Genomic DNA, 14,834 nt, shown 5'->3' with positions numbered 1-14,834 from the left:
AAGCTATTTTTTTCATCATATAATTTAATTAATTTCACAAAGTCAATTCCCAGCGCCTTCTATAGGTGATTGGCGTATTGTGTATTTTAAAAAATTTTTTAGAAATATCGATTTATGGATACTTAATCCGTTGTCGTTTCAGACTGAAATTATGACTAATCAATTCGCTTTAATAAATAGAATAAATGAATTAAAAAGTTTTCAGAATTTTTTTGGCCTCTTGAGAAATCTGACCGAAGACAAATCCAGACTCTATATCTCTTCAATCCCGGATTCTGTTAAATCAATTTTTATTGCCGCACTTGCTGAAAAAGAAAAATCAGTCTTAATATTATTGCCGGATACTAAATCCGTAAACGAAACAAATGTAGAGTTAACAATTCTCGGGTTAGGTAAGCATGTAATTACGATTGACAAATTTGATGAAGAAACCATTCAAGAGAGAATTACTGAAATTAATCAAAAGGAAAAATTAGTTCTTGTTTCCACTTATAAAATTTTGCAAACACCACTTCCATCTCAAGAAACAATTGAAAAAAATACTACCAAAATTGTCAGCGGTACGGAATTCAGTTATGATGAACTGATTGAGTATCTCAGTTTACTAAACTATGATAAAGATAGGTTTGTCGACGGACCCGGAAGCTTCGCGGTTCGCGGTTCGATAATTGATTTTTGGTCATACAGTGAAAAGCAGCCGTGCCGTTTGGAATATGACGGCGATTTTATTGAATCAATTAGATACTTTGATTCCGAAACACAACGCTCTTCCAACAGAGTTGAGTGCGTAACGCTTGCTTCTTCATTAGAAGATATTTCCGCAGAAAATTCTTCACACATTTTAGACTATTTAAAAGAAGCAATTGTATTCGCATCATCTTATGAGATTGAAAATTTATTTAAGAATGAAATCCAACCATCGAAAGAAAAAATTATTGACGAATTTGATGAAGAACTTAAAAAAGAACTGTTTGATGGTGAAATTGAGATTGAAAATGCTGATGAAATAATCGCAGAAAAATTTTTCGTAGATAGTAAAGAATCACTCTTCTCAAAAAATGCTAGATGGATAATTGAAGATGAACTTGGTAGTTCTGAAAACTATAACAATCTCAAAATCAATGACGCTCAACTAATCAATTCCAATTTCGAACTGTTGTTCAATCTGCTTACAGATTATGCGAAAAAAGGTTTTGAAATCGCTATAACTACTGAAAATGAATTACAATCAAGAAGAATGACAGAGCTTCTATCCGAATTCAAAATTGAATTGAGAGATTTGATAGATACCGGTAAAATTAAAATTGATGTGCTTCCTATAAAAACCGGTTTTGTTTGTAAAGAAGAAAAGTTTCTTGTGCTCTCGGATTACCAGATTTTTAATAAACCTTATCGAACAAAAATTTCTCAGCGACAACAATTCAAAAAAAATCGTGCAAAGGAATTTGCTTCATTAAAAATTGGCGATTTTGTAGTTCACGAAACTTTTGGAATCGGTCGTTATGCCGGATTGGAGACTATTAAAATTGGTGAAACGGAACAAGAAAGTATCAAAATTCTTTATGCCGAAGGCGGAAAAGTTTATGTAAATCTAAACTATCTCTCTTTAGTTAAAAAGTTTTCATCAAAAGATAATGCAGAACCAAAACTTTCTGTTCTTGGCAGCAATGAATGGAAAGCAGCAAAGAAGAAAGTTAAAAATAAGATTAAAGATGCCGCGCGTGATTTGATAAAACTCTACGCTAAAAGAAAAGCTTCAGTTGGATACAAATTTAATCCCGATACAATTTGGCAGAAAGAGTTGGAAGCTTCTTTCTTTTATGAAGACACGGTTGATCAAGTAAAGGTTACCGATGAAGTAAAAGGCGATATGGAATCGGTAAACCCAATGGATAGACTGGTCTGTGGTGATGTTGGTTTCGGTAAAACAGAAATAGCTGTTCGTGCTGCTTTCAAAGCCGTAAGCGACGGTAAACAAGTTGCGTTGTTGGTTCCAACAACTATATTAACCGAACAGCATTTCAATACATTCAAAGATCGATTAGCCCAATTTCCTGTCAAAGTTGAAGTCTTATCAAGATTTAGAACAAAGACTCAGCAGACTGAAACAGTTAAGCAACTTGCAAATGGAAATGTTGATGTAATTATCGGAACTCATAGACTTCTTTCTAAAGATATAAAATTCAAAGACCTTGGTTTACTTATAATAGATGAAGAACATCGTTTTGGAGTTATGGCAAAAGAGAAGTTAAGAACCTATCGTGCAAATGTTGATACGCTCGCATTAACTGCTACTCCGATTCCACGAACATTAAATTTATCTTTACTTGGCGCAAGAGATTTATCAATTATTGCAACTCCGCCTCCGAACAGACAACCAATTTACACACGAGTAGAAAAGTTTGACATCGACAACATTCGTAAATGGGTTTTAAGCGAAATTCAAAGAGACGGACAAATATATTTTGTTCATGATAGAGTGCAATCAATAGATAAAATTGCCGCATATATTGAAAAACATATTCCCGAAATAAAAATCGGAATTGCGCATGGTCAAATGAAACCATCACAACTCGAAAAAGTTATCTATGATTTCTTGAATAAAAAGTATCATATGTTGTTGGCTACAAAAATTATTGAAAGCGGACTCGATATACCTAATGTTAATACAATTATTATAAATCGAGCTGATAGATTCGGACTTGCCGAACTTCATCAATTACGTGGAAGAGTAGGAAGGTCGGATAGACAAGCTTATGCTTATTTAATTGTTCCATCACTAAAAACAATCACGAAAAATGCTGTAAGACGATTACAAGCAATTGAAGAATATACCGAACTTGGAGAAGGTTTCAGTTTATCAATGCGTGATTTAGAAATTCGCGGTGCAGGAAATTTATTAGGAACGGAACAAAGCGGAACAATAGATACCGTTGGTTTTGACATGTATGTGAAATTGCTTGATGCGGCAGTTGAAGAACTTAAGCATGAAGAATTCCAAGATGTATTTAAAAATTTACCGAAACCAAAAGATAGAACCGAGCCAAAAATTGACACATATTTCGAAATCGGAATTCCTAAAAATTATATGCCGGATCAATCGGATAGACTCAGTTTTTACACAGCGCTCTTTTCAGTTTTAAAAGAAGAAGAATTTGCCGAAACAATTGAAGAAATGGAAGATCGCTTCGGTAAATTTCCGAAAATGGTCAAACACCTTATCAACGCGGCTAAACTTAGATATTATGCATCTTATGCAATGTTTGAAAGAATTATTATTCAACGTAAGCAAATAACTCTTGTTTTTCCTAAAGGAGAGTATGAAAATTATTACAAGAATCAATTTCCGGATTTTCTAAAATGGATTATGGAAGTCCACTCAAAAGATGTACGCTTCGTTCAAAAAAATGATACAATGAAATTAGAAATGGAAAATAAATATTCCGATCCATCGGATACTCTTCAATACGTTATTAAATTCTGTAAAGAAGTAGAAAAAATCTTGAATAATGAATTAGTCACATCCCAACTTACTCATTAAGTTTTTGACATCTGCACGATCTACTGAATCATTTTCTGCGATATATGCTTTGCTTAGATAGTAACAACAACTATCAGTATTGTTAAATATACCGTTGATCATACCCATCCAATAAAGAAACTTAGAATTTGTTGTATCAGTTTTAAATGCTCTATATATATAAGGTTTTGATTCTTCGTATCTTTCTTCAAAATAATTAGAGAGACCAATTTTGAAATTTAGCTCAGTGAACATACTTTTGCTTGTATCTTCTTTTGCCTCATACAGTTTTGAAAAGTATTTTTCTGCTAGTTTATATTCTCCCAAATCATAACATACTCTTGCATAGTAGAGATATAGGCTATATCTATCACTTTTTGTGAAATAATAGCCATCTTCAATACTCTCCGAAAAGACTATCTCACAATATGTCTTGGATTTTTCAAAATTCTTTTTTCTGTGTTCTATTAGTGATAAGTAGATGTAAGACCTTAGGCGAGTAATTTTGCTTCGAGTCAATTGAAGAGCATTGTTTAAGTAATGCTCAGCTAAATCATATTGCTTACTTTCCAATTTTGTTTTACCAGCATAATAAAATAAATTATCGATATTTAGTGGCCATAACAAATAATTTTGAGTTAACTTTATTGCAGCATCCAAAAGATATTCAGCAGTCCTAAAATCCTTTTCCAGATAAGCTATTATCCCTAATAAAGCCTTACTTAAATAAATAAGAGAATTGGGCAAATCCTTTATAATAATTTCATTATAAAGTTTTTCAGAAGATGGTATTTCTGAAAACTCAAACTGGGGTGTAAGAATAGGGAGAGCATGGTTTTTAAGATTTTCTGAAACATCATTTTTTACAAAACCTAATTCAACTGCTGCAAGTGCATTTGTGATTTCCGACTTGTAATAAAAATCTTCTTGGACTTCTTCATTATCATACTTACCTGGTGAGATTTTGGGCAAAAACAACATTGGTTTTATACCATACTTATCTACTCTACCACCAATAACAATGGTTGCATTATAAATTTTGCCTTGATGCCACATTGAATTTATATTTTCACTTTGGAGGCTTGAATCTAATATTTCAATTCTAACGTTAGAAGACCAAAAAGCTCGGTTAAATGCTTCTTTTAATCTGATATCGAAATTCAAATTATTCTCATTACTAATAAAGTTAGCTATTAGAATTAACTTTTCATTTTCATAAGCAGGTTTTATATCGTCATTGTTTGGTAGAAATGAGTTTAGAATATTTACAAGAGAATTTAGATTTATAAGTATTAGTAGAATTGTTAGAATCAGCACTGAATAGGCTGTAATCTTTTTTGTAGTAAACTTTCGTTTTATTGCCATTACAATCTTGTGCACCACTATTTAGTATTTCAAGTTAATTAATTTTATACTAATTCTATACTTTTTTTTTGATATAGATAAATCATGTAAAGTATACTTTACATAGACTACAACTTTATCAAGAATATTCTTACATTTCTGGTCGATATTTAAGAGAGCGTGTCATATTTTCTTAAAAATTGCGAAAATTGAATAAATTCAAAGGATAAATTATGGCTGATAACAAAAACAATGGTGCAGAGAATCTTAAAGATATTGAAAGAAAGGAATGGTTAGAGTCACTTGAGTATATTTTACAAGCATATGGTCCGGAACGTGTAAAAGAATTACTTCACGATTTAGATACATATGCACATGAATCCGGCGTGGAATTACCTTTCACTGCAAATACACCATACATCAATACCATCCCTAGAAGTCAACAACCACATTTCCCGGGAGGAAGAGAAATTGAACGCCGAATAAAAAGTTTAATTCGTTGGAATGCAATGGCAATGGTTGTCCGTGCAAATCGTGAAGAACCAGGAATAGGCGGACATATATCAACATATGCTTCTGCTGCAACTTTGTATGAAATCGGGTTCAATCATTTTTTCAGAGGCAAAGATGATAATAACGAAGGTGACATGATCTATTTCCAAGGTCATGCCGCACCCGGAATTTATGCAAGAGCTTTTCTTGAAGGAAGATTATCGGTTGAACAATTAGAAAATTTTAGACGAGAACTAAAACCCGGTGGTGGACTTTCATCTTATCCACACCCTTGGCTAATGCCGGATTTTTGGGAATTCCCAACTGTATCAATGGGACTTGGTCCTATTCAAGCAATTTATCAAGCTAGGTTTAATAGATATTTGGAAGATCGCGGACTTAAGAAAGATACAGGTGCAAAAGTTTGGGCATTTCTTGGCGACGGTGAAACAGATGAACCAGAAACTCTTGGTGCAATTTCTCTTGCAGTTCGTGAAAAATTAGATAATCTGATTTTTGTGATTAACTGCAACTTACAAAGATTAGACGGACCGGTTCGTGGTAATTCAAAAATTATTCAGGAATTAGAAGCAGGATTTCGTGGTGCCGGTTGGAATGTAATTAAAGTTGTTTGGGGAAGTGATTGGGATCCGCTTCTTGAAAATGATAAAACAGGTTTACTGGTTAAACGAATGAATGAAATGATTGACGGTGAATCGCAAAAGTATATTGTCGAAGATGGATCATACATAAGAGAAAATTTCTGGGGAAAATATCCCGAGTTAAAAGAATTAGTTAAAGATCTCTCCGATGAACAATTACAAAAAATGAAACGCGGCGGACATGATCCCGAAAAAGTTTATGCCGCTTATAAAACCGCCGTCGAAAATAATAACGGAAAGCCGACGGTCATCCTTGCGAAGACAATTAAAGGATACGGACTAGGTGAAGCCGGTGAAGGAAAAAATATTACACATCAACAGAAAAAATTAAACGAAGAAGAACTCGGAGAATTTAGAACTCGTTTTGGTATTCCTATTTCTGATGAAGATGTTTCAAAAGCTCCGTTTTATCGTCCTTCCGAAGACAGCGCAGAAATAAAATATCTGAAAGAAAGAAGAAAAGCACTTGGCGGTTATGTACCGAAAAGAGTTGTAAAAAATCAGTCTATCCAAACTCCATCAGAAGAATTATTTGAAGAATTTTATAAAGGAACCGATGATAGAGAAGTTTCCACTACAATGGTTTATGTGAGAATTCTCACTAAACTTTTGAAGGATAAAGAAGTTGGTAAACTAATTGTGCCAATTGTTCCGGATGAAGCAAGAACATTCGGAATGGAATCTCTCTTCCGTCAAATTGGTATTTATGCACACGGGGGTCAACTTTACGAACCGGTTGATCGTGACAGTCTTCTTTATTATAAAGAGGCAAAGAACGGTCAAATACTTGAAGAAGGAATTACTGAAGCCGGAGCAATGTCTTCATTTATTGCGGCCGGAACATCGTATGCTAATCATGGAGTTAATACAATTCCATTCTTCACTTATTATTCAATGTTTGGTTTCCAGAGAATTGGTGATTTGGCTTGGGCTGCAGCCGATATGAGATGTAAAGGATTTTTAGTTGGAGCTACTGCCGGCAGAACAACACTTGCCGGAGAAGGTTTACAGCATCAGGACGGAAATAGTCATCTTTTAGCATATCCAATTCCTAATCTTAAAGCTTATGATCCGGCTTATGCTTATGAACTTGCAATCATTATTCGCGAAGGAATTTATAGAATGTATGAAAAGCAAGAAGATTTGTTCTACTACGTTACAGTTATGAATGAAAGTTACGTTCAGCCGACTATGCCTAAGGCAGCAACAAAAGAAGGCATATTAAAAGGAATGTATAAATTCAGTGAATCGAAAAAGAAATCCGTAAAAGCAAAAGCTCATTTATTAGGAAGTGGTACAATACTAAATGAAGTAAGAAAAGCAGCGGAGATTCTCGAAAAACAATATGCTGTTGCCGTTGATGTTTGGAGTGTTACAAGCTATAAAGAACTCCATTTGGATATAATGGATACAGAAAGATTCAATAGAATGAATCCAACTAAAAAAGCTAAGGATCCTTACATTAAAGAAATTACAAATGATGAAAAAGGTGTGTTTGTTTCTGCATCTGATTATGTCCAAATATTATCAGATGCTATTTCAAGATACTTGCCCGGAAAATATGCATCGCTTGGAACTTTTGGTTTTGGTAGAAGTGAAGGACGTGCATCGCTTAGAGACTTCTTTGAAGTGGATGCAAAACATATAGTATATGCGACTCTTCACACATTAGTACAAGACGGTAAATTGAAAGCTGATGTTCTGAAAAAATCTGTTAAGGATTTGGGAATTAATCTTGATAAACCAAATCCAACAAAATCTTAATTGAAAATTAAACTTAGGAATTGAAATGGCTATTGAATTTAAATTACCTGAACTTGGCGAAAATATTGAAACCGCTGACATTGTAAATGTTACTGTTTCCGAAGGTGATGTAATAAATGTTGATGATATTGTATTAGAGATTGAAACAGATAAAGCTACAGTTGAAGTCCCATCAGATGTTAGCGGAAAAATTACTAAAGTTCATATAAAAGCCGGTGAGACAGCAAAGGTCGGACAAGTAATTTTGACTCTTGAAAAATCCGGAGAGTCAAAATCAGAAGATGCACCGAAGAAAGAAGAAACGAAAACAAGTGAGAAAAATACCGAAGCGAAAAAAGATGAAACACCGAAAAAAGAAAAAGTGAAAGAAAATAAAACCGAATCACCACAAAAAGAAATTACCGGAAGTTATGAATTCAAACTTCCCGAACTTGGTGAAAATATTGAGAGTGCTGATGTCACTGCGATTTTGGTTAAAGTCGGAGATGATATAAATGAAGATGATCCGGTTCTTGAAATTGAAACCGATAAAGCAACAGTAGAAGTGCCGATTGATAGAAGCGGTAAAGTGACCGAAGTAAAAATTAAAGAAGGTCAAAAAGCAAAAGTTGGTGAAACAGTTTTGGTTTTAGAAACTTCTGGATCTGCAATAAAAAAATCCCCTGAACCGGAAAAAAAGGTTGAAGAGAAAAAGGAAGAAAAAGTCGAAAAGAAATCTGAAGAGAGATCTGAATCTTCCAAAGCTGTTGAAATTCCAGCAGATTCAACTCACTCGGCTAGACAGTTCAAAAAAGAAATTTCGGGAAAAATTGCACCGGCATCACCAAGCATAAGAAGATTTGCCAGGGAAATTGGAATTGATATTCACCAGGTAAGAGGATCAGGACCGGGTGGAAGAATTTCAATTGAAGATGTGAAATCATTCGCGAAAAATTTGAATGAAAATATAAGCAAAGGTGGCGGAGCAATTGGAATCTCATCTGAAACATTACCGGATTTTTCAAAATGGGGTGAAATTGAACGTGAACCAATGAACAACATTAGAAAGAAAACAGCCGAACATCTTTCATATGCTTGGGCTACTATACCTCATGTAACGCAATTCGATAAAGCTGATATAACGGATCTCGAAAAATTTAGAAAGCAATTTTCTAAGCAAGTTGAAAATGCCGGTGGCAAACTAACAGTCACTGCTATTCTATTGAAAATTGTAGCCGAAGCTTTAAAACAATTTCCTCAATTCAATTGCAGCATTGATATGGAAAAGAAGGAAATTATTTATAAGAAATATTTTAATATTGGAATTGCTGTTGATACCGAACGTGGTTTGTTAGTTCCTGTAATAAAGGATGTCGACAAAAAAAGTATAACAAAACTTTCTATTGAACTTGGTGAAATAGCTGGTAAAGCGAGAGATAAGAAAATTGCTCTCGAAGATATGCAAGGAGGGAACTTCTCTATAAGTAATCTTGGCGGAATAGGCGGTACCTATTTTACACCAATTGTCAATTCACCAGAAGTTGCAATACTCGGTGTATCAAGAGGAAGCTACGAACCGGTTTATAAAGATGGCGAATTTGTACCAAGACAAATGCTTCCATTATCACTTTCGTATGATCATAGAATAATTGACGGTGCTGATGCAATCAGATTTTTAAGATGGATTGTGGAATCCTTAGAAAACCCATTTAAGATTTTGTTATAAAATTTAACTTTGTGTCCTTCGAGCTCTCTGTGGTGAACTGAATTGGACAAAAATTTTGGAGAAAAGAATGTCAAAAAAAATAGTAATTATTGGGGCGGGAACCGGTGGATACGGGGCTGCATTTATGGCTGCCGATTTAGGAATGGATGTAACATTAATTGATAAAAATGAAAAAGCCGGCGGAGTTTGTTTACAGCGTGGATGTATTCCTTCCAAAGCACTTTTACATGTTGCAAAATTATTAAATGAAACAAAAGAAGCCGAACATTGGGGGATCAAATTTGGAAAACCTGAAATAGATGTAAACAGAATTCGAGAATGGAAAAATAAAGTAATTTCGCATATGACAGGTGGATTAGGTCAACTAATAAAACAAAGAAAAATAAATTTTATTCAAGGTACTGCAACATTTATCAACTCATCTAAAATAAAAGTTGAAAAAGCAGAAGGCGGAACCGAAGAACTCACTTTTGATTACGCAATTCTTGCTACAGGTTCAGTTCCCGCTAAAGTTCCTAGTTTGGATATTGGCTCAAAGAGAATTTTAGATTCAACGACCGCTTTAGAGATTGAAGATATTCCTAAAAAATTATTGGTTGTCGGCGGTGGTTACATCGGACTTGAACTCGGAACAGTTTATGCTGCTCTCGGAAGTAAAGTCATCGTTGTTGAAATGACTTCAGGTTTATTGCCAGGTGCTGACCGTGATCTCGTTTCTATTCTCTCGAAACGTGTTAACTCAATGATGGAAAATGTATACCTCAACACAAAAGTTGTAGATATTAAAGAAACCAAATCCGGATTGAAAGTCACATTTGAAGGTGACAAGGTAGAGGAAAAAGAACAAACATTTGATAAAGTACTTGTTTCGGTCGGAAGAAAACCTGTAACACAAGGATTGGGATTAGAGAATACAAAAATTCAATTGGATGATAAAGGATTTGTAAAAGTAGACTCACAAAGAAGAACAGATGACCCGAACATTTTTGCTGTCGGAGATATAGTCGGGAATCCGATGTTGGCTCATAAAGCTACTGCTGAGGGAAAGGTTGTTGCAGAAGTAATTGCCGGACATAAAGTGGTATTTGAACCTGCTGCAATTCCGGCAGTTGTATTTACCGATCCGGAATTAGCGTGGGTTGGTTTAAATGAAACCGAAGCCAAAGAAAAAGGTATAAAGATAGAAGTTGCAAAGTTTCCTTGGGCTGCAAGCGGCAGAGCAAAAACCCTCGAGAGACTTGATGGTTTAACAAAATTAATTATTGATCCGGAAACCGAGAGAATATTAGGTATGGGAATTGTTGGAGCTGGTGCCGGTGAATTGATTGCCGAAGGTACATTAGCTGTTGAAATGGCGGCATTGGCAAAAGATGTTGCGTTAACAATTCATGCGCATCCAACCTTATCCGAAACTGTTATGGAAAGTGCGGAATCATATTTTGGTGAAGCAACGCATATTTACAGACCAAAACGAAAATAATTTTTTATGAATTTAATAATTCAATATTTTTTTAATGATAATAACCCACGGCTAAAATCGTGGGTTATTATTTTATGCATACTTTTCATTTCTACAATTGGGTTTGCTCAGACTGCCAAATTTGATTCTCTTGTTCACGTAGGTATAAATCAAATCTATGCTCTTCAATTTGAAAATGCTCAAGAAACTTATGGTCTAATCAAAAAGGAGAACCCTAAACATCCTTTCGTCAAATTCTTCCCTGCTATGATTACTTGGTGGAAGATCATGGTTGATTTAGATGATGAGCAATATGACGATTTGTTTGTAAATCAACTGAATGAAACAATCAATTTTTGTGATGATCTTTTGGAAAAAAATCCAAATAATGTTGATGCACTTTTTTTCAAAGGGGGTGCTTTAGGATTTAGAGGAAGATTTTATTCCATCAGAGAAGAATGGCTTGATGCCGCTGCGGACGGTAAAGATGCTCTTCCTCTTGTTAATGAAGCCTACAAGCTTGATCCGAAAAATGTTGATGTACAGTTTGGGTTCGGGATTTATAATTATTACGCAGAAGTGATTCCCGAAAAATATACTTTCTTAAAACCAATTATGTTCTTTTTCCCAAAAGGAGATCGCACAAAAGGAATAAAACAACTGCTTAACGCATCAAAAAATGGAAAGTACACAAGAGTAGAATCAAAATATTTTTTGATGACATTGTATTATCAATTTGAAGATGATAATTCAACGGCTCTTAATTTTGCTAAGGAATTAATTCAGCAATTTCCTAACAACTCCACATTCCATAAATATTATGCACGATTGTTAAGACGAGTTTCCGAGATTACGAAATCAACAGAAGAGTTTGAAGAGATTTATAATCGATGTATCAATAAGCAAATTGGTTACGGTAAAAAATTACAAAGAGAAGCAGCATATTATATTGCAGATAAATATTGGCGGGCTGCAGATTTTGATCAAGCAATAAAATTTTATAAAGAATGTTCCGATTTATCTATTTCTTTTGATCAGGAAGATGATGGATTTAATGTGGTCTCGTTACTTCTATTGGGAAAGATTTATGACCATCTCGGTGATCGTAAAAAAGCAATTTTTTATTATGAAGAAGTATTAGATCTCGATGAATATAACAATTCACACAAAACAGCAAAAGAATTATTAAAATCGCCTTTTAAAAGGTAGTAGAAACACCAAATCTATGTAAAGCCCCAATCGAACCCATTGATGAAAATGCATAATCAATCGTATAATCACTAACCTTAAATCCTAATCCCAAATTAAAACCGGCTAGCCCGGATGAACTGCCTACCTTGTATTCTTTACGTTTTTCATTTTCGTAACCAATTCGAATTCTGAGCGGACTGCTGAATTTAATTTCTGCACCTACAGTTACTTGTTTAAATCTATCACCAAAGTTTTCATAATCTTCATTCAACCTGTTCAATGAAGCGTAAAACTTGAAAGGGGTGTGAGCAAGTTGTTTTGTAAGACCGAATCGAATGTCTAAAGGAAGATCTTCTTTGCTCTCAAAATACGATGAAAGTTGAGTCCCGATATTCAAAAAAGATAGCCCGAAGTTCCAGCCATCATCAGGTAAAGCATAATGTAAACCTAAATCAAGAGCAACGCCTGTTGCGGAATAATCAGCAATACCCGAATAAACAAATTTTACGTTCGCACCGTAATAAAAATTTTCATCAAGTTCATTTCCGTAACCAATTAGTAATGCGAATTCATTTGCACTAAATTCACCAAGTTCATTACCGCTTACATCGGCTTCGGTAAATGTACCGTAATTTATATATTGAACACCAATTCCAAATCTTCCTATTTCATCAAATTCTTGTGAGTAAGTTAAGCTTGCAGAATTTATATCAACTAAATGTTTGACAAAAGAAAATGAAGCCGGTCTGTTTTCCAAGAAATTAATACCGGAGGGATTATAGAAGATAACATTCGGATCATCGTTACTTGCAACATAACTTCCACCTAAAGCCGCTGCTCTGGGACTCATATCCAATCTTAAAAATTCAAAAGTATTCTGTGCAAAAAGTATCGAAAAAGTTGAAAAAAGAATTAAAATCCCGAGATAACGCTTCATATTTTCCTCAATTTTAACTGTCGATATTAATTATAATTGAATCGAATGGCAAGGTAAAATTAAAGGTCGATATATTGGATAAAGTATCCTTAAGGAACAAAGTGAAAAATATTTATGTTAAATTTGCTCGTATAAAATAATGAGGAGTAAAATGAATTCTGTTAAGACTGTATTTTTGATGACCTTGATGATGGTTCTCTTTCTGCTGGTTGGTTCAGCTTTAGGCGGGGAAACCGGATTAATTATTGCGTTTGTATTTTCATTAGCGCTTAACTTTGGAGCCTACTGGTTTTCAGATAAAATTGTTTTAAAGATGTACAAAGCACAGGAAATAACAAGAGAGAATAATCCTCGTTTGTACGACAGTGTTGCAATGCTTGCTGAGAAAGCTCAATTACCAATGCCAAAAGTTTACATAGCTGATAATCCAACACCCAATGCTTTTGCAACCGGAAGAAATCCCGACAATGCGGCCGTTGCGGTAACTTCTGGCATTTTAAGAATTCTTGATCAGAAAGAATTGGAAGGCGTTTTAGCACACGAGCTTGCGCATATTAAAAATAGAGATATTCTAATTAGTACAATTACGGCAACATTGGTCGGTACAATTACTTTCGTTGCTAGAATGGCGGGATATACAATGATGTTCAGCGGGAGAGACAGAGATTCGGGAGATACGATTTCATCTTTAGTTTTATTGATTTTATCTCCGATTATTGCTGTACTTATTCAGCTAGCAATTTCAAGATCAAGAGAGTTCATGGCAGATGCTGGTGGTGCCGAAATATCGGGTCAGCCTCTTGCATTAGCGGGTGCTTTAAATAAATTACAAATGAGTAATAAGCAAATGCCTATGAGAAATGCCGGCACATCATCGGCTCATATGTTTATAGTAAATCCATTCGCCGGAAAATCTATGATGAAACTTTTTTCAACTCACCCTCCTGTTGAAGAAAGAATAAAACGTTTACAAGAAATTGCCGCCGGTAGAAGATAAATCTTTTTAATACTCCGAGAGGCAATCTCTCGGGGTATTCCTTTCAATATTAATAGTAATTCCACTTTTTATTTTAGAAAAGTAGTTTTAACTTCCTATCACAATTTTCAAGAAATTATTATTTGAGAACAACTAAAGTCATATCGATTGTATTATTTTTTACTATTTCTAATCTTTTATTCTCTCAGACTAAATCAAATCTTGAAATTATACATAGCTTAATTGAAAATAATGTAAGTCAATTACTAAGAAAATTACCTCATGAAGTATCGCCATTCCAATTTGAGTATTTCTCGCAAACTGAATATGAAAGTTTAGAGAATAGATTTATTTATCACCTTTCCTCAAAAGGATTGTTCACAAATGATTCTTCTGCCGCAAAAGTAAAATTTTCTCTGGATGAAATTGCCATATCTTATTCCGAACCTTTTAGAAATGGACTTCTTGGCGATTTTAAAATTGAAAGAAATGTGAAGCTTAATGGCACTTTTAATTTTGGTGATAAAGATAAAATTTATCATTCCGATATGATCGAATCAGTTTACTCCGACACTCTTTTTTATTCTGAAATAAGTGAAGTTGAAGCTCAGACTTTGGCAATAACTCATGGAACAAAACCTGATGAACCGCTGTTCGAGAGTCTTCTGGAACCTGTTATTGCAGTTGGGGCTGTAATTGTGACAATTATCCTTCTATTCACGGTCCGGAGCAAATAACAGTTCTTTGAAGCCAGAAGGAATTTCTTTATTTTTATCTTTCATTT

At 34.4% G+C, this 14,834-nt stretch carries 9 protein-coding genes; 7 read left to right on the top strand and 2 right to left on the bottom strand.

From position 1 onward, the window contains the following. Positions 1-151 precede the first annotated feature (151 nt). Entirely contained in the window at positions 152-3,541 is a 3,390-nt protein-coding gene (gene mfd / locus QY331_14100; protein ID WKZ69089.1) for a transcription-repair coupling factor, read from the top strand. Here mfd and QY331_14095 read toward each other — a convergent pair. Continuing rightward, a complete protein-coding gene (locus tag QY331_14095) occupies positions 3,515-4,885 on the bottom strand; it encodes a hypothetical protein (protein ID WKZ69088.1) in 1,371 nt (456 codons plus the stop codon). The genes mfd and QY331_14095 overlap by 27 nt on opposite strands. Positions 4,886-5,097: 212 nt before the next feature. Here QY331_14095 and aceE point away from each other — a divergent pair, with 212 nt between their 5' ends. The 4 genes from aceE (at position 5,098) to QY331_14075 (ending at position 12,155) form a co-directional block, all read left to right on the top strand. Then, on the top strand, positions 5,098-7,782 hold the full coding sequence (gene aceE, locus QY331_14090) for a pyruvate dehydrogenase (acetyl-transferring), homodimeric type (GenBank protein WKZ69087.1): 2,685 nt from the start codon (positions 5,098-5,100) through the stop codon (positions 7,780-7,782). 25 nt (positions 7,783-7,807) lie between these two features. Beyond that, positions 7,808-9,487, top strand: a complete 1,680-nt coding sequence (locus QY331_14085) for a dihydrolipoyllysine-residue acetyltransferase (protein ID WKZ69086.1) — start codon at positions 7,808-7,810, stop codon at positions 9,485-9,487. 67 nt (positions 9,488-9,554) lie between these two features. Beyond that, complete coding sequence (gene lpdA / locus QY331_14080) at positions 9,555-10,967, top strand: dihydrolipoyl dehydrogenase (GenBank protein ID WKZ69085.1); 1,413 nt, start codon at positions 9,555-9,557, stop codon at positions 10,965-10,967. Positions 10,968-10,973: 6 nt separating this feature from the next. After that, positions 10,974-12,155, top strand: coding sequence for a tetratricopeptide repeat protein (locus tag QY331_14075; GenBank protein ID WKZ69084.1), 1,182 nt, complete (start codon positions 10,974-10,976; stop codon positions 12,153-12,155). Here the strand turns inward: QY331_14075 and porQ are convergent. After that, positions 12,145-13,074 (bottom strand): type IX secretion system protein PorQ, encoded by a 930-nt coding sequence (porQ, locus tag QY331_14070; GenBank protein ID WKZ69083.1) that lies wholly within the window; start codon positions 13,072-13,074, stop codon positions 12,145-12,147. The genes QY331_14075 and porQ overlap by 11 nt on opposite strands. 151 nt (positions 13,075-13,225) lie before the next feature. Here porQ and htpX point away from each other — a divergent pair, with 151 nt between their 5' ends. Together htpX and QY331_14060 are read left to right on the top strand one after the other, a co-directional pair. Further along, complete coding sequence (htpX, locus tag QY331_14065) at positions 13,226-14,071, top strand: zinc metalloprotease HtpX (protein WKZ69082.1); 846 nt, start codon at positions 13,226-13,228, stop codon at positions 14,069-14,071. A 122-nt stretch (positions 14,072-14,193) separates the two neighbouring features. Then, entirely contained in the window at positions 14,194-14,787 is a 594-nt protein-coding gene (locus QY331_14060) for a hypothetical protein (GenBank protein ID WKZ69081.1), read from the top strand. The last annotated feature ends 47 nt before the right edge of the window (positions 14,788-14,834 follow it).

It is taken from the genome of Melioribacteraceae bacterium, from assembly GCA_030584085.1.
Lineage (GTDB): Bacteria > Bacteroidota > Ignavibacteria > Ignavibacteriales > Melioribacteraceae > SURF-28.
This window is presented reverse-complemented; position numbering and strand designations above follow the sequence as displayed.

Bases quoted from the DNA above. Each gene is read 5' to 3' on its own strand.
- mfd (WKZ69089.1), top strand. From the start codon at position 152: ATGACTAATCAATTCGCTTTAATAAATAGAATAAATGAATTAAAAAGT.
- QY331_14095 (WKZ69088.1), bottom strand. From the start codon at position 4,885: ATGGCAATAAAACGAAAGTTTACTACAAAAAAGATTACAGCCTATTCA.
- aceE (WKZ69087.1), top strand. From the start codon at position 5,098: ATGGCTGATAACAAAAACAATGGTGCAGAGAATCTTAAAGATATTGAA.
- QY331_14085 (WKZ69086.1), top strand. From the start codon at position 7,808: ATGGCTATTGAATTTAAATTACCTGAACTTGGCGAAAATATTGAAACC.
- lpdA (WKZ69085.1), top strand. From the start codon at position 9,555: ATGTCAAAAAAAATAGTAATTATTGGGGCGGGAACCGGTGGATACGGG.
- QY331_14075 (WKZ69084.1), top strand. From the start codon at position 10,974: ATGAATTTAATAATTCAATATTTTTTTAATGATAATAACCCACGGCTA.
- porQ (WKZ69083.1), bottom strand. From the start codon at position 13,074: ATGAAGCGTTATCTCGGGATTTTAATTCTTTTTTCAACTTTTTCGATA.
- htpX (WKZ69082.1), top strand. From the start codon at position 13,226: ATGAATTCTGTTAAGACTGTATTTTTGATGACCTTGATGATGGTTCTC.